This is a genomic window from Streptomyces sp. NPDC086554 (assembly GCF_040686095.1).
Classification (GTDB): domain Bacteria; phylum Actinomycetota; class Actinomycetes; order Streptomycetales; family Streptomycetaceae; genus Streptomyces.
In genome coordinates, this window is sequence record NZ_JBFBJK010000005.1 from 25,747 (window position 1) to 41,387 (window position 15,641).

12 protein-coding genes and 1 riboswitch are annotated in these 15,641 nt (G+C 70.6%); of the genes, 7 read left to right on the forward strand and 5 right to left on the reverse strand.

Annotation, left to right across the window (positions count from 1 at the left end; genetic code table 11):
- Positions 1-37: 37 nt before the first annotated feature.
- Positions 38-1,162: an AAA family ATPase gene (locus AB0O76_RS09540; RefSeq protein ID WP_365487162.1), complete on the reverse strand. Its 1,125-nt coding sequence runs from the start codon at positions 1,160-1,162 to the stop codon at positions 38-40.
- Positions 1,163-1,317: 155 nt separating this feature from the next.
- Between AB0O76_RS09540 and AB0O76_RS09545 the strand changes: the two genes are divergently transcribed.
- The gene (locus tag AB0O76_RS09545; RefSeq protein WP_365487164.1) at positions 1,318-2,682 is read left to right on the forward strand and encodes an SWIM zinc finger family protein; all 1,365 of its coding nucleotides are present in this window, start codon (positions 1,318-1,320) and stop codon (positions 2,680-2,682) included.
- Between the two features lie 145 nt (positions 2,683-2,827).
- Complete coding sequence (locus AB0O76_RS09550; protein ID WP_365487166.1) at positions 2,828-4,588, forward strand: DUF5691 domain-containing protein; 1,761 nt, start codon at positions 2,828-2,830, stop codon at positions 4,586-4,588.
- 41 nt (positions 4,589-4,629) lie between these two features.
- Here the strand turns inward: AB0O76_RS09550 and AB0O76_RS09555 are convergent, their stop codons facing one another.
- Positions 4,630-5,046, reverse strand: a complete 417-nt coding sequence (locus AB0O76_RS09555; protein WP_365487168.1) for a cobalamin B12-binding domain-containing protein — start codon at positions 5,044-5,046, stop codon at positions 4,630-4,632.
- A gap of 404 nt (positions 5,047-5,450) precedes the next feature.
- On the opposite strand from AB0O76_RS09555, the gene AB0O76_RS09560 reads away from it, so the two are divergent.
- Together AB0O76_RS09560 and AB0O76_RS09565 are read left to right on the forward strand one after the other, a co-directional pair.
- Positions 5,451-6,305, forward strand: coding sequence for an alpha/beta fold hydrolase (locus tag AB0O76_RS09560; protein WP_365487170.1), 855 nt, complete (start codon positions 5,451-5,453; stop codon positions 6,303-6,305).
- 229 nt (positions 6,306-6,534) lie between these two features.
- A complete protein-coding gene (locus AB0O76_RS09565; RefSeq protein WP_365487172.1) occupies positions 6,535-8,121 on the forward strand; it encodes a M23 family metallopeptidase in 1,587 nt (528 codons plus the stop codon).
- Between the two features lie 90 nt (positions 8,122-8,211).
- Here AB0O76_RS09565 and pcrA read toward each other — a convergent pair whose 3' ends face one another.
- A complete protein-coding gene (gene pcrA, locus AB0O76_RS09570) occupies positions 8,212-10,695 on the reverse strand; it encodes a DNA helicase PcrA (RefSeq protein WP_365487174.1) in 2,484 nt (827 codons plus the stop codon).
- A 243-nt stretch (positions 10,696-10,938) separates the two neighbouring features.
- A riboswitch (cyclic di-AMP (ydaO/yuaA leader) is annotated at positions 10,939-11,095 on the forward strand.
- Positions 11,096-11,102: 7 nt separating this feature from the next.
- Between pcrA and AB0O76_RS09575 the strand changes: the two genes are divergently transcribed.
- Positions 11,103-12,314 carry a C40 family peptidase gene (locus AB0O76_RS09575; RefSeq protein ID WP_365487176.1) on the forward strand — a complete coding sequence of 404 codons (1,212 nt, stop codon included), beginning with the start codon at positions 11,103-11,105 and terminating at the stop codon, positions 12,312-12,314.
- Positions 12,315-12,396: 82 nt separating this feature from the next.
- On the opposite strand, the gene AB0O76_RS09580 is transcribed toward AB0O76_RS09575, so the two are convergent.
- Positions 12,397-12,750 (reverse strand): hypothetical protein, encoded by a 354-nt coding sequence (locus AB0O76_RS09580; RefSeq protein WP_360768696.1) that lies wholly within the window; start codon positions 12,748-12,750, stop codon positions 12,397-12,399.
- Positions 12,751-13,067: 317 nt separating this feature from the next.
- Between AB0O76_RS09580 and AB0O76_RS09585 the strand changes: the two genes are divergently transcribed.
- Entirely contained in the window at positions 13,068-14,120 is a 1,053-nt protein-coding gene (locus AB0O76_RS09585; RefSeq protein WP_365487178.1) for an NlpC/P60 family protein, read from the forward strand.
- A gap of 47 nt (positions 14,121-14,167) precedes the next feature.
- The gene (locus AB0O76_RS09590; RefSeq protein WP_365487180.1) at positions 14,168-14,806 is read left to right on the forward strand and encodes a hypothetical protein; all 639 of its coding nucleotides are present in this window, start codon (positions 14,168-14,170) and stop codon (positions 14,804-14,806) included.
- Between the two features lie 33 nt (positions 14,807-14,839).
- Here AB0O76_RS09590 and AB0O76_RS09595 read toward each other — a convergent pair whose 3' ends face one another.
- Positions 14,840-15,637: a SprT family zinc-dependent metalloprotease gene (locus AB0O76_RS09595; RefSeq protein ID WP_365487182.1), complete on the reverse strand. Its 798-nt coding sequence runs from the start codon at positions 15,635-15,637 to the stop codon at positions 14,840-14,842.
- Positions 15,638-15,641 lie beyond the last annotated feature (4 nt).

Sequence of the window (15,641 nt, forward strand, 5' to 3'; positions counted from 1 at the left end):
TCCGCACCCCCTCTCACCTCGGCCCCGCCTGCATCCGTCACACACTCACCTCGCGGCACGCGCGGTAGAAGTCCTTCCAGCCGTCACGCTCACGGACCACCGCCTCCAAGTACTCCTGCCAGATCACCCGGTCCGCCGCCGGGTCGCGGACGACCGCGCCGAGGATGCCCGCGGCGACATCGCCGGGCCGCAGCACGCCGTCCCCGAAGTGGGCGGCCAGGGCAAGGCCGTTGGTGACCACGGAGATCGCCTCGGCCGTCGAGAGCGTGCCGCTGGGCGACTTGACCTTCGTACGCCCGTCGGCCGTGACGCCGTCCCGCAGCTCACGGAAGACGGTGACGACGCGGCGTATCTCATCGATCCCGTCGGGCCCGCCCGGCAGATCGAGTGCGCGCCCGATCTGGTCGACGCGGCGCGAGACGATGTCGACCTCCGCGTCCGCGCTCTCCGGCAGCGGCAGGACGACGGTGTTGAAGCGGCGGCGCAGCGCGCTCGACAGGTCGTTGACCCCGCGGTCGCGGTTGTTGGCGGTGGCGATGAGGTTGAAACCGCGCACGGCCTGCACCTCCTGGCCCAACTCCGGTATGGGCAGGGTCTTTTCCGACAGGATCGTGATCAGCGAATCCTGTACGTCGGCGGGGATGCGGGTCAGCTCCTCGACCCGCGCCGTCATGCCGTCGGCCATGGCGCGCATGACGGGGCTGGGCACGAGCGCGTCGCGGCTGGGGCCGTGCGCGAGCAGCTGCGCGTAGTTCCAGCCGTAGCGGATCGCCTCCTCCGGCGTACCGGCCGTGCCCTGCACGAGCAGCGTCGAGTCCCCGCTGACGGCCGCCGCCAGATGCTCGGACACCCATGTCTTCGCCGTGCCGGGCACACCGAGCAGCAGCAGGGCACGGTCGGTGGCAAGGGTGCTGACGGCGACCTCGACGATGCGGCGCGGACCCACGTACTTCGGCGTGATGACCGTTCCGTCCGGCAGCGTGCCACCGAGCAGATACATCGCGACGGCCCAGGGCGAAAGCCGCCAGCGGGCGGGCCGGGTCCGGTCGTCCTGCGCGGCCAGCGCGGCGAGTTCGGCCGCGAAGGCGTGCTCGGCGTGCGGCCGCAGCACCTCACTGTCGGACTCGTTGTCGGTCGTCGTCCCGTCGACGGAAACGGTCATGGAGCGATCCCCCTCCAGCTCGTCCGGACACGTCTGGCCCGGATGTGATTCCAACGGTGCACCACGCCACTGACAATCGCCCCTGGATCGCCTCTGACCTGCACAAACACAAGGCCTCAGGTCGATTGTCAGTGGCGGGATCTACCGTCGAAGACATGACTCAGCAGGGGGTGCGCTGGACGGCGGATCAGGTGCTTGCGCTGGCGCCTGATACCCCGTCACGCAAGGCGGGAAGCAGGCTCGGCATCGCCGGGCCGTGGTCGGAGGCAGGCAGTTCGGGCGAGGGGGCTGTGTGGGGGCTGTGCAAGGGCAGTGGCAGCACGCCGTATCAGACGGTCGTGGACATCGCAGACATCACCGGATCGGCGGGACCGGCGTACAAGTGCAGTTGTCCGAGCCGCAAGTTCCCGTGCAAGCACGCGCTCGGGCTGCTGCTGCTCTGGACGGGGGCGGATGGAAGGGTGCCCGCTGCGCAGCCTCCGGAATGGGCGCGGGAGTGGCTCTCGGCGCGCCGTAAAGGAGCGGAGTCGAAGCAGGGCCCGGACGCGGAGCCGGGCCCGTCGGCGCCCGCCGATCCCGAGGCCGCGCGCCGCAGGGCGGAGCGGCGGGCCGAGCGGGTCACGGCGGGGGCGACGGAGCTTGAGCAGCGCCTCTCCGATCTGCTGCGCGGCGGCATAGCGGCCGCCGAGCAGACGGGGTACGGGCTGTGGGAGGAGACGGCGGCCCGGATGGTCGACGCGCAGGCGCCCGGACTTGCCGCGCGGGTGCGGGAGTTGGGGGCCATACCGTCCTCCGGGCCCGGCTGGCCGGTGCGGATGCTGGAGGAGTGCGCGCTGCTCCACCTCCTCGACCAGGGCTGGCTGCACCGTGAGCGGCTGCCGGACGCGCTGGCCGGCACCGTCCGTTCCCGCGTGGGCCTGCCCACGCCCGCGCAGGGCCCACCGGTGCGGGACCGCTGGCTGGTGCTCGCGCAGTACGACACTGCGGACAGCAAGCTCACCACCCGCCGCATCTGGCTGCACGGCACGGAGTGCGGGCGCACGGCCCTGCTCCTCTCGTACGGAGCCGCGGGCCGCGTCCCGGCGCTCTCGCTTCCGGTCGGCCTTGCGCTGGACGCCGAGCTGACCGCGCACCCGGGCGCCGGCCAGCTGCGTACGGACCTGGGCGAGCAGTTCGCGGCGCCGGCTCCCACCGCGGCCCGGCCGCCCGGTGTGAGCACGGCGCAGGCGACTTCCCGCTACGGAGAAGCGCTGCGGATGGACCCGTGGCTGGATTCCTGGCCGGTGACGCTGCGCGAGGTGATACCGACCCCGCACGCGGACGGCTGGCAACTGGCCGACGCGGAAGGCGGTCTGGCCCTGCCCGTCACCCCGTCCGCGACGTCCAGACCTGGGCTGTGGCGCCTGGTCGCACTCTCCGGAGGCGCTCCGGTGACGGTGTTCGGCGAATGTGGCCACCAGGGCTTCACTCCCCTGACGGCCTGGCCGCAAGGAACAGGAGAAGCGGTGCCGCTGTGCTGACCTCACCTCGCGCCGCCGCCCTCGCAGCATCGCGTACTCCAAAGACGCGCTTTTCACAGGCGCGTCTTTCAAAGGCTCGCACTCCGAAGGCGTGCACCCCAGAAGGGCGCATCCCAAGGACGCGTACTTCAAAGGAAGAGACCTCATGACCGGCACCACCCCGCTCGACGAGGCCGCCGCCACCCCCTGGGAGGAGCTGGTGACCGCCGCCCTCCTCGGCACCGACCGCCGCCCACCCCCCGTGCGCACACCGGGCAAGGACGCCCCGGCCGCGCTCCTGGACGCGGCCGCCGTGCAGACCCTCCGGCGCAGAGCGGGCCTGCGTCCCGCGCCCGCCGCCGCGCCGCCCGAGCTCGCAGCCGACGACCCCAGGCCCACCGTGCCGCCCACGGCCCGGCAGCGCCTTGCCACCCTGCTCACCGACCACCCCGGCGCGGGCAGCGGAGGACGCCGCGGCGCGGTGCCCGATCTGATGGAACTGCTGCCGCAGTGGCTGGCGTTGGCCAACGAACGGGGCTTCGCGGCACCCCCGGAACTGCTGCCCGCGCTCCTGAACGCGGCCCGTGGGCGTACGGACCTCCGGCCGCAGGCCCTCGCCTTCGCGGGCCCGCGCGCGCTGTGGCTCGCACGGCTCAACCCCGACTGGAAGTTCGCGCTGCGCTCCACTCCGGGCGGCGGCGTGGCCCTGCCCGCCCCGGAGGAGACGGCGCAGGTCCGAGAGCTGTGGGAGGAGGGCCTGTTCGCCGAGCGCGTCGCCCTGCTCGCCTCGGTGCGGGCCCACGACCCGGCCGCCGCGCGGGACCTGCTCGCCACCACCTGGAGCGCGGAACGGGCGGAGGACCGCCTGATGTTCCTCGACTCCCTGCGTACGCGGCTCTGCGACGCCGACGAGCCGTTCCTGGAACAGGCACTCGCCGACCGCAGTCGCAACGTCCGCGCCACGGCGGCCGAGCTCCTCTCCGCGCTCCCCTCCTCCGCCCTCGCCGCGCGGATGGCGGCCCGGGCCGCTTCCTGTGTGGCCATCGACCATGCGAACGGCACAAAGAGCACACCGACGCTCACGGTCGAGGCCCCGCACGAGTGCGACGCGGGCATGGAGCGCGACGGCGTCGTCCCGAAGCCGCCCGCAGGACGGGGCGAACGGTCGTGGTGGCTGGGCCAGTTGGTGGAGGCGACCCCTCTCTCCTGCTGGCCGGATCGGCTCGGCGGGCGCACCCCTGCCGACATCGTGGCGCTGCCCGTGGCCGACGACTGGCGGAGCGAGCTGCATGCCGCGTGGTGCCGGGCCGCCGTGCGGCAGCGCGACGCGACCTGGTCCCGGGCGCTCCTCGGCGCCCCCGCATCGCCCGACGCGGCGGGACCGGGCGCGGCGTCGCTCGCCGAGCGCGCGAAGCTCCTGGCCGCGCTGCCCGCCGGGGAACGGGCCTTCTGGGTCGCGGGGTTCATCGCGGCGCACGGCCTCTCGGAGGCGTTCCAGCTGCTCGGTGTCTGCGCGGTGCCCTGGTCGGAGCCCCTGGGGCGGGCCGTGGTCGACGCGCTGAACATCGCGCGGGACGCGGGGAGTTATCCGTGGAGCTTCAGCGGCGTGATGGGCCTGGCGGAGCGCTGCCTGGACCCGGCGGAGGCGGTCCGGCTCGACGTGCTCACCGCGATCCCGGACGAGCCGGAGGACGCGTCGCCCGGCGCGGGCGGCTACTGGTCGGAGGCGTTCCAGCGCCTGGTCAGCACGTTGCGCCTGCGCGCGGCGATGCGGGCGGAGCTGGGGGTGGAGCCGTGTGCGACAACGGCGGCGGCCACGGCCTCAGGGCCACCGGAACAGACAGCCCCGGCAGGCACGGCAGCGCAAGCCACCCCACCGAGCACGTCGGCGCGAGCGCCAGGGCAAGCAAAACCGGGGGCGCCATGAAATCCGGCACCCCCGCCCGCACCCCCGAGGGGGCGAACCGCTCAGGCGCCCGCAGGCTGCCGCACGTTCGCCCGGACCCAGTCCACGATCGAAGCCGTCGTCGCCCCGGGTGTGAAGATCTCCGCGACGCCCTTCTCCTTGAGCGGGGCGATGTCGTCCTCGGGGATGATGCCGCCGCCGAAGACCTTGATGTCCTCCGCGTCGCGCTCCTTGAGGAGCTCGATCACGCGCGCGAAGAGCGTGTTGTGCGCACCGGAGAGGATGGAGAGACCGATCGCGTCGGCATCCTCCTGGATCGCGGTGTCCACGACCTGCTCGGGCGTCTGGTGCAGCCCGGTGTAGATGACCTCCATACCGGCGTCACGCAGTGCCCGCGCGATCACCTTGGCCCCGCGATCATGACCGTCGAGACCCGGCTTGGCGACCACCACGCGGATCGGACCGGCTGCCACACCCATCACTGCCTCCATGTACCGATATCCATCTGTCCAAGCACTGGCACCCCGTGCCGCACCGGCCGGGGAAGTGAACGAACGTTATCTCCAGCATCTCTCACCCGGCAGTTTCACGGTGGAGAGCGAGGGGGAAATCACACGAAGGGACACGTTCGCTGCGCGCCACTCCCGTATCCGTCGGTATACGGACCGTATTCGGGACGGCGCAAGGGGAGCCGCAAGGAGGACGCCGCACCACCGCGCAGTCAGCCGCGCGGCGTGGTGATGCGGCGCATCGGCGATCGCGCCGCCGGTGGGCAGGCCACCGGCGCCGACCACGCGCCGCCGCCCGCCCTCCGCCGCGCCTCCCCACTACGGGCACACGGGGGACAGAGTTGTCCTCCCGCGTGCCGACCGGGAGGTCGACCATGACCGTCACGAGGGTCCTGCCCTTTCGCCCGCTCTGCTCCCTGCTCCCCGCCAGACTGGCGGGACTCTCCCTGACCCTGCTGAAAGCGACCGCACTCGAGCTGGCGATTCTCACCGGGCACCTCCTCCTCTACCCGTCGGGCATCACGCCGGAACGCAGGACCGTCCCCGCGCCGTCACCCCCCGAAGCCCCCCGGCTCCCCACCGGGAGCAGGCCGCCGGTCGTCCTGCTGCACGGCTTCATCGACAACCGCTCCGTCTTCGTCCTGCTCCGCCGCTCCCTGGCCCAGCACGGCCGCCAGCACGTGGAGTCCCTCAACTACTCCCCTCTCACCTGCGACATCCGCACCGCCGCCGAACTGCTCGGCCGCCACATAGAGGAGATCTGCGAGCGCACGGGCCACGACCGGGTCGACATCGTCGGCCACAGCCTCGGCGGTCTCATCGCCCGCTATTACGCGCAGCGCCTGGGCGGCGACAAGCGCGTGCGCACGCTGGTCACCCTCGGCACACCGCACTCGGGCACGCGCGTGGTGCGGCTTGCCGACGCGCACCCGATCGTGCGCCAGATGCGCCCCGGCTCGGATGTGATCGAGGAGTTGCGCGAACCCGCGCCGGAGTGCCGCACACGTTTCGTGAGCTTCTGGAGCGATCTGGACCAGCTGATGGTTCCCCTGGAAACGGCCTGCATCGACCATCCCGACCTGATCGCGCAGAACGTACGCGTCTCCGGCATCGGCCACCTCGCCCTGCCCGTGCATCCCGCGGTCGCCACCGGAATCCGCCAGGCCATCGACCAGCCGGCCACGGGAGATCGGGGCGCGGGCGAGCTGAACGGACTGACGGTGGCGTGAAAGCGGCAGGCGCGGTGGCCCGAGAAGCGGCTCCCGCGCCCCGCGTTCACCACGATTCGTCGAACGTCTCTCGAACGCAGAGCCAAAGCTGTGCCCACAGTCCGCCGAAAGGCGGCCGAATGCCCGTTTCCTGAGATCGGGAAACCTGCCGAAGATTGTCGCGCCCGCGTACCGCCGGGTACAGTCACCGCACTGCTCCGCCCTTGCTGCCGAGGCGAAAGAGAAGTTGGTGAACGACCGTCACCCGTCGGGGACCTCCACTCCCCCGGCCTCGGCACCCGCCGACTACGCGCCCTATGCGTCGTACGACCAGGGCACGCAGCACGGCGGTTACACCGGGTACGACGGCTACTCCACCGGCTCGTTCGCTACCACCGGCGGCTACGACACGGCGAGCCCCGACACCGGAAGTTTCGCCTCCGACCCGCTCTTCGGCGACATGCCCGGCAATCAGTACGACACCGGCCAGTGGTCGACCACGGGTACGCAGCAGACACTCGGCTACGACCCGTACGCCGCGCAGCACCAGGTCGCGTACGACGCGAACGGCTACGAGACGGGCAGCTACGACACCAGCGCCGCGTGGTCGACAGGCGGTTACCAGACACTCGCCACGGACATCCCCGCCCAGCCTGGCCCCGACGCCGGCGACCAGTGGGACACCACCGCCTGGAACCAGCCGCAGCAGACCAGCCAGTGGGAGGCGCAGCCCTTCGACACCGGCGCGTACGACGCGACCGCGTGGAACTCCGGCGGCCACGAGGCGACATACGGAGCGACCGGGACACACGAGACGTACGGGGCGACCGAGGCCACGCATACGACCGCGCTCGTCGAGGAGCACGGAACCCCGGATCCGTACGAACCCGTCGAGGCCTACGAGCACACGGCGTACTCGGCCGACGCGCCGGTCGAGTCCTACGCATCCGATGCGTACGCCCAACCGGCCCCCGCCGAACACGAGTTCATCCCGGACGAGGCGCCCGCGGAGCCGCTCGGCCCGATCGAGCCGAGCTTCGGACGCGACGCCGGTGACGACGAGCCGCCGGTCATGGACCGCTCCCGCGGCTCCCGTTCGCGGACCCGCCGCCGCACCCCCGCCAAGCGCTCCGCCCTGCTCACGGTGGCCGTGCCGTCGGCCTGTGTGATGGGCGTCGCCGGTATCGCCGCCGCCTCCGTGAGCAACTTCAGCGGTGACGACGGCAAGGAGACCCAGGCCGCCACGGCCCCGGACCCGACGTCGGTACAGCCCTCCGCGGCCAACAACAAGCTCGACACGCAGCTGGAGAACCTCTCGGCGGACGCGGGCGACTTCGCGGACCGGGCCAGCCGCACCCAGGAACGCATCGACCTCAAGGCGCAGAAGGTGGCCGCCGAGAAGAAGGCCGCCGAGGAAGCCGCGCGCAAGGAGCGGCTGCGCCCCAAGTTCGCGCTGCCGGTCAAGCAGCAGGGGCTGAGCGCCTATTACGGCCAGGCGGGCATCAACTGGATGTCGGCGCACTCCGGAATCGACTTCCCGGTGTCGTACGGCACCGAAGTGATGGCCGCCACCGACGGCACCGTCTCCACGAAGTGGAACAGCGCCTACGGAAACATGGCGATCGTGACCGCCAAGGACGGCACGGAGACGTGGTACTGCCACCTCTCCACGCACAAGATCTCCAGCGGCCCCGTCAAGGCGGGCGACGTCATCGCCTTCTCCGGGAACTCCGGCAACTCCACGGGACCGCACCTGCACTTCGAGGTGCGTCCCGGCGGCGGCTCGGCGATCGACCCCCTGCCGTGGCTGCGCAGCCACGACCTCGACCCGACGTAACTCGGGCCGCGCCCCGCGACCTCGACCGGCGTAACTCCGGCCGCGCCCCGCGGCGGCGACCCGGCGTAACTCCGGCCGCCGCCCCCGGCGTTACAGCTTCTCCACCGGTGCGTACCGCAGCAGCAGGCGCTTCGGCTTGGGCTCTCCGAAGTCCACCGTCGCCTCGGCGTTCGCACCCGAGCCCTTCACTCCGACCACGGTCCCGAGGCCGAACTGGTCGTGCGTCACCCGGTCCCCGACCGCCAGCGAGACCACCGGCTTCTCGGTGGCGCGGCGGGTGGCGAAGCCCTGCGCGCCCCCGGCGCGCGAGCGCGACGACGACAGGGAGGACGTGATGCCCGCCGCGGGTCCGGAGGACGCCGGCGCGCCGACGGAACCGGTGCGCTTCCAGTCGAGGTGGGCGTCCGGGATCTCCTCCAGGAAGCGCGACGGCGGGTTGTACGAGGGCTGGCCCCAGGCGCTGCGCATCGAGGACCGCGTCAGATACAGCCGCTCCCGCGCGCGCGTGATGCCCACGTACGCCAGACGCCGCTCCTCCTCCAGCTCCTTGACCTGGCCGAGGGAGCGCATGTGCGGGAAGACGCCGTCCTCCATGCCGGTCAGGAAGACGACGGGGAACTCCAGGCCCTTGGCGGTGTGCAGGGTCATCAGCGTGATGACTCCGGAGCCGTCGTCCTCTTCGTCCGGGATCTGGTCGGAGTCGGCGACGAGCGCGACGCGCTCCAGGAACTCGGAGAGCGAACCGGCGACACCGGCTGCCTCGCCTTCGCCTTCACCCTCTCCCGCACCGCTGTCCTGCTCGAACTCCAGGGCCACGGCGGCAAGTTCCTGGAGGTTCTCGATGCGCGTCTCGTCCTGGGGGTCGGTCGAGGCCTGCAACTCGGCCAGATAGCCGGTCCGTTCGAGCACGGCCTCCAGGACGACGGCCGGGCCCGCGCCGGACTCGACGATGGTCCGCAGCTCCTCCATCAGCGTGTTGAAACGCTTGACGGCGTTCGCCGAGCGGGCCGCCATTCCGTACGCCTCGTCGACGCGCTTCAGCGCCTGCGGGAAGGAGATCTTCTCGCGCTGCGAGAGCGCGTCGATCATCGCCTCCGCGCGGTCGCCGATGCCCCTCTTGGGTACGTTCAGAATGCGCCGCAGCGGTACGGAGTCCTCGGGGTTGGCGAGCACGCGCAGATACGCGAGGACGTCCCGGACCTCCTTGCGCTCGTAGAAGCGGACGCCGCCGACGACCTTGTAGGGCAGGCCGACGCGGATGAAGATCTCTTCGAAGACACGCGACTGCGCGTTCGTCCGGTAGAAGATCGCGACGTCCCCGGCCTTCGCGTCGCCCGCGTCGGTGAGGCGGTCGATCTCGTCGGCGACGAACTGCGCCTCGTCGTGCTCGGTGTCGGCGACATAGCCGGTGATGCGCGCGCCCGCGCCCGCGTTGGTCCACAGATTCTTGGGGCGACGGCTCTCGTTGCGCTCGATGACCGCGTTGGCGGCGGTCAGGATCGTCTGCGTGGAGCGGTAGTTCTGCTCCAGGAGGATCGTCGTCGCGTTCGGGTAGTCCTCCTCGAACTGGAGGATGTTGCGGATCGTGGCGCCGCGGAAGGCGTAGATCGACTGGTCCGCGTCACCCACGACACAGAGCTCGGCGGGATCGTCCCCCTCGCCTCCGGAGGGGCCGACCAGCTCTCGCACGAGGGCGTACTGGGCGTGGTTGGTGTCCTGGTACTCGTCGACCATCACGTGCCGGAAGCGGCGCCTGTAGTGCTCGGCCACGTCCGGGAACGCGCGGAACATGTGGACTGTCGTCATGATCAGGTCGTCGAAGTCGAGTGCGTTCGCCTCGCGAAGCCGCGACTGGTACATCGCGTAGGCCTGGGCGAGGGTCTTCTCGAAGCCGTCGGCGGCCTGTCCTGCGAAGGTCTCCTCGTCGATCAGCTCGTTCTTCAGGTTCGAGATCTTGGCGCTGAAGGACTTCGGCGGGAACTTCTTCGGGTCGATGTCCAGGTCGCGGCAGACCAGCGCCATGAGCCGCTTGGAGTCGGCGGCGTCGTAGATCGAGAAGGAGGAGGTGAAGCCCAGCTTCTTCGACTCGCGGCGCAGGATGCGGACGCAGGCGCTGTGGAAGGTCGACACCCACATCGCGTTCGCCCGCGGCCCGACGAGCTGCTCGACGCGCTCCTTCATCTCGCCCGCGGCCTTGTTCGTGAACGTGATCGCCAGGATCTGTCCCGGGTGCACATGCCGCTCGGCGAGGAGATACGCGATGCGGTGCGTGAGGACGCGGGTCTTGCCGGAGCCGGCGCCGGCGACGATGAGCAGCGGGGAGTCCGCGTGCACGACGGCCGCGCGCTGGTTCTCGTTGAGACCGTCGAGCAGCGCCGCCGGGTCGATCACCGGGCGGGGGGCGCCGCCGCGGTAGTGCGCGTCCCGGGGCGTGGGCGCGTCGAACTTCCCGTCGAACAGGTCGTCCGGAACGGGTTCCGGCGCGCTGTCCTCGGGCGGCGGCGGGTGCTCTTCCTCCGAGGGCCGCGAGGCCTTGAGGTCCGCCAGGAAGCTGTCATCAAAGAGGCTGCTCATCGCCTCCCGAGTCTAGGCGGCCCCACTGACAACCCGCCCCGGGTTCCGGCCACCTCCACTCGCCTACGCCCCGCCCGCGGACGGTGACGCTCCGCTACGGCACGGCGTGCCCGCGTCAAGAGCTTCGTAAAGTCACGAAAATGTATCGGGCATATCGAACATCAACCTTCACACGGAGCACACGAGTTGGCTAGCGTGCTCCGCGGGCTGCTCGTACTTCCACCGGCGAACCCCGCCGGGAACGGGTGGCCTCCGCCGAGTCCGATCTCCTCGGAGCCGGGGACCCACCAAGACCTTGGGGTGAATCGGTCCCGTACGAAGTACGGGACTGTAGGGCAACCTTCCGGATCATCCGCCCGAACCCGACAGCTAACCCGGTAGGCGGTCTACGGAAGGAGTCGCCTCCCTTGGCGTCGCACCGCAAGCCGCGGACCCGCATTGCCGGAATACGCACCACTCCCGCCATCGGCATCACGACGGCGGCCCTCACCTCCGTGGCCCTCTTGTCGCAGAGCGCCCAAGCGGCACCCTCCGCGCCGCAGAAGCCCAGCCTCGAAGAGGTCCAGAAGAAGGTCGACGACCTCTACCAGCAGGCGGGCGTCGCCACTCAGAAGTACAACTCGGCCAAGGAGCGCACCGAGAAGCAGCGCAAGAAGGTCGACACTCTTCTGGACGATGTGGCCAAGCGCGCGGACAAGCTGAACGAGGCCCGCCAGGAGCTCGGCTCGTTCGCCGCGGCCCAGTACCGCACCGGCGCCGTCTCCGAGACCGCCACGATGATGCTCGCCGATGACCCGCAGGGGTACTTCGACCAGAACCACCTCTCGGACCGGCTGACCGCGCGCCAGAAGAAGGCCGTCGACGACTACCAGACGCAGCAGGCGTCGGCGACCAAGCAGCGCACGAAGGCCGCGAAGTCCCTGGAGACGCTGAGCGACTCGCGGGACGACCTGAAGACGAGCAAGCAGGCCGTCCAGGAGAAGCTGACCAAGGCGCGGACGCTGCTCTCGGAGCTGACCGCCGAGGAGAAGGCGCGGCTCGCGGCGATCGAGAAGAAGAAGGAAGAAGAGGCCAAGCGCAAGGCGGCGGAGCTGGCCCGCAAGCAGGAGGCCGAGGCGGAGGCCAAGCGCAAGGCGGCGGAAGAGGCGGCCGCCAAGGAGCGCGAGGAAGAGCAGCAGAACGACGGGACCGACGAGAACACGGAGACCCCGGACACCGGTTCCGACACTGGTACCGGCACCGGTTCCGGGGACACCGACAGCGGCTACGCGACGAAGGCCGCGAAGGTCATCGCCTTCGCGGAGGCGCAGATCGGCAAGCCGTACGTGTGGGGTGCCACGGGCCCCGACTCCTACGACTGCTCCGGGCTCACCCAGGACGCGTGGAAGGCCGCGGGCATCTCCCTGCCGCGCACCACGTGGGACCAGGTGAAGGTCGGCACGACGGTGAAGACGGCCGACGCCAAGCCGGGTGACCTGGTGTTCTTCTACGACGACATCAGCCACGTCGGGATCTACATCGGCGACGGCAAGATGATCCACGCCCCGAAGCCGGGCACGAACGTCCGCGTCGAGTCGATCTACTACATGCCGATCCACAGCGTGGTGCGCCCCGCGTAACCGTCACGCACGCGTAACCGTCACACGCAAAGGAAAACGGCCCTCCACACGCGCGTGGAGGGCCGTTTTCCTGCGGTCCTGGTCAGGTCCACAGCACCGCGATGAAGATGTTCGCCGTGGTCAGCAGCCCCACCGCGCCGAACATGCCCTTGTCGACCTTCTCCTCGTCCCGCTTCACATAGACCAGCGCGAGGATCACGATCAGCACGGCCATCTTGATGCCGATCTTGAGGTTGTTGACCGGGTTGTCGTCCGCCTGGTTGAGGCCCACCAGGATCACTCCGGTGACCAGCATGGTCAGCGCGCCGTGCAGCATCGCGGGGTTGAACCGGGCCGTGCCCTGGCCCATCTGCTTCATCTGGGTGAGGAAGCCACCCAGCAGGGAGGCGATACCGATGATGTGCAGGCCGACGAAGACATGGGTGAGTACGTCCATGGTTCCGGAGCCTAGCCGGGGCCTTACCACCGCTCGGCACCCAGGTGAGCCACAAGCGCCGCATCGGTCAGGGGCCTGTGCGAAGGCTGTGTGGCCACGCGATCCGCGCGGCCACATACGGTCACCGGCTGGAGCACTTCCGTCAGTTGCGTACATTCCGTCACCAACCCGTGACGGTCAGGTTTAGCGTCCTTCGTCAGGTGACCGGCTCCCCACCGCCGCCCGGACCAGGGGCGGCAGTCGGACACCACCGCCGAGAAACCGGCGGCGGTCCGCTCCCCCTGTGCGGGCCGTCGCCGGACCTAAGGAGCCCCTTCGTGGCAGCTCACCGCAAGCCCAGACAGCGCGCGCTCAGCGGCGGTACGGCCCGTACCGCCGTCACCCTCGCCCTCGCCGGGGCCGCCACGGCGACCGCCTTCGACGGGACGGGTCACGCGGACCCGCGGCTCAGCCCGGCCGAGGTGAAGTCCAAGGTCGACGCGCTCTACCGCGAGGCGGAGATCGCCACAGAGAAGTACAACGGCGCCGAGGAGAAGGCGGACAAGGCCGAGAAGTCCCTGGGCGAGCTGCGCGACGAAGCGGCCCGCAAGACGGAGAAGCTCAACTCGGCGCGCGAGGGCCTCGGTTCGATCGCCACGGCGCAGTACCGCAGCGGCGGCATCGATCCTGTCGTCCAGCTCGCGCTCTCCTCCGACCCCGACCAGTTCCTGGAGCGCGCCGCGCTCGCCGACCGTGCGGGCAGCCGCCAGGCCTCGGCCGTCAGCGGCGTACGCAAACAGCTCCAGGAGATCGACCAGCTGCACAGCGAGGCCGACGGCACGCTCGACCGCCTCGAGTCCCGGCAGGCGGAGCTGAGGAAGCACAAGAAGACGGTCAACGGAAAGCTGGACGCCGCCAAGCGGCTGCTCGCCCGGCTGACCACCGAAGAACGTGCGCGGCTCACCGGCGACGGCGATCAGAACAGGGCCTCCCGCGCCGCCGGCCGCGACGCCTCCCTGGCCGCCCCGGCGAAGGCCCCCAACGCCCGCGCGTCAACGGCCGTCTCGTATGCCTACGAAGCGCTCGGCAGCCCCTACGTATGGGGCGCCACGGGCCCCAACGCCTTCGACTGCTCCGGGCTCACCCAGGCCGCGTACCGCGCCGCGGGGGTCTCCATTCCCCGTACGACGTACGCGCAGATCGCCGCGGGCAACCGGGTCTCGCGCTCCCAACTGCAGCCGGGAGACCTGGTCTTCTTCTACCAGGGCATCAGTCACGTCGGCATCTACGTGGGCAACGGGCAGATGGTCCACGCCCCGAACCCGAGCGCGCCGGTGCGCCTGGCGCCGATCAGCCAGATGCCGTTCGCGGGGGCCACGCGGGTGGCGTGAGGGGCCTCACGAAGGGTCCGAGCAGCCCGAAGGTACTGTTCTGGCTCATGCCCCGCCGTACGCTGCCGCCCCCTCCGCCGCCCGTCCACCTGCGCACCTGGCCGGACCGGAACGCGCTGCTCGCCGACCGCGGCATGGCACTCGAAGAGCTGCGCAGGCGGAGCCTGGGAGTGCACCGGCTGCTGCTGCTCTGGCTGTTGGGGCTCGGCGGCGTCATCGGCTGGTCGCTGCTCGCACTGCCGATCCAGATGGTCGAGGACAAGGAGCCGATGGTCATAGTCTTCGGCCCGGTCTGTGCCGTCCTCGGTCTGGGGGCGCTCGCCCCCTCCGTGATAGGCGTCGTCCTCGGCATGCGCCGCGACCGCCGGATGCGCGAACTCACCGAGAGCTGGCTGGCATTGGACAGCCACGCACCATCGGACTCCGCCCTCCGCTCCCCCGGCCTCAGCCTCTGCTGGCTCCTCGGCTCCTTCCTCATGTGCGCCCTCGGCCTGTGGGCCTCCTTCGCCGCCGCCGCGTACGCCGAGCCGGGACGCGACTCGTACGGCGATGTCGTCCTCGGCATGGGCGCCGGCCTCGTCCTGTGGCTGACGGGCCTGATCGGCGTCACCAAGGCGGTCGGCCACTACCGCTGGGCGGTACGGAAGTTGGTCCCGGCCCCGGGTGCGGGCGGCGCGCACCGCTGAGCACTTGACCGGTTAGTGCGTGGCTTACCACTCTCAACCGTGCGCGGTCGTCTCTCCCAGCCACAACCGCCGCCCGAGATCATCCAGCTCAGCCTTACGGTGCTCGCAATCAGGGATGGCTCGTCTGAGCAAGGCCCAGTAGTCCGGCCCATGGCCAGAGACACGGGCGTGCGCCAGCTCGTGGGCGATTACGTAGTCGACAAGATGCGCGGGCAGCTGAAAGACAGCCCAGTGCAGAGCCATCTGCCCCCGCTCACCCACACCTGCCCGATACGTACCCCACCGATTCCCTACGTCCCGGACAACCACATCAGGTTCGGAAACCTCCATGCGAGCCCCCCACGGCTGCAACCGCCCCTGTGACCAGCGCAGCCCAGCCCTCCGGTACCAGGCGATGACCTCGCGACGGGCCTGTCTCGGATCTCCAGCACGTGCCGCATCCAGCCTCAGCTTCCCCCCGACGAGGCGGACGGGCGCCGTGCCGTCTCCGTCCACCAAGAGCAACCGGTATTCGCGCCCCAGATAGAAGAAGCTCTCGCCATCCCTGAAGGACCGCACCGGATGTGCCGGGCGGTGTTCCTCCCGCAGCCGGAGCTTGGCAGCGATCCAGTCCTCGCTCTGCCGTACGAAATCCTCGGCCCTGCCGGGTTCACAGTCCGGCGGGACACGGAGGGTCAGCGAGCCGTCCCGCTCTACGGTCAGGCCAAGCCTCTTACGCCGGGCACTGACCGTCACCAGGAATCTCCTGCCATTGGCCACAACCGTCTGACCGTCCGCCAAGGCGGTACGGCGGGTGTGCATGGCGTTGGAGAGCGGTAGGGCGGCGGGCACGCCC

Excerpts from the sequence above, each read along its gene's own strand:
- AB0O76_RS09540 (WP_365487162.1), bottom strand. The coding sequence starts at position 1,162 with ATGACCGTTTCCGTCGACGGGACGACGACCGACAACGAGTCCGACAGT.
- AB0O76_RS09545 (WP_365487164.1), top strand. The coding sequence starts at position 1,318 with ATGACTCAGCAGGGGGTGCGCTGGACGGCGGATCAGGTGCTTGCGCTG.
- AB0O76_RS09550 (WP_365487166.1), top strand. The coding sequence starts at position 2,828 with ATGACCGGCACCACCCCGCTCGACGAGGCCGCCGCCACCCCCTGGGAG.
- AB0O76_RS09555 (WP_365487168.1), bottom strand. The coding sequence starts at position 5,046 with ATGGGTGTGGCAGCCGGTCCGATCCGCGTGGTGGTCGCCAAGCCGGGT.
- AB0O76_RS09560 (WP_365487170.1), top strand. The coding sequence starts at position 5,451 with ATGACCGTCACGAGGGTCCTGCCCTTTCGCCCGCTCTGCTCCCTGCTC.
- pcrA (WP_365487174.1), bottom strand. The coding sequence starts at position 10,695 with ATGAGCAGCCTCTTTGATGACAGCTTCCTGGCGGACCTCAAGGCCTCG.
- AB0O76_RS09580 (WP_360768696.1), bottom strand. The coding sequence starts at position 12,750 with ATGGACGTACTCACCCATGTCTTCGTCGGCCTGCACATCATCGGTATC.
- AB0O76_RS09590 (WP_365487180.1), top strand. The coding sequence starts at position 14,168 with ATGCCCCGCCGTACGCTGCCGCCCCCTCCGCCGCCCGTCCACCTGCGC.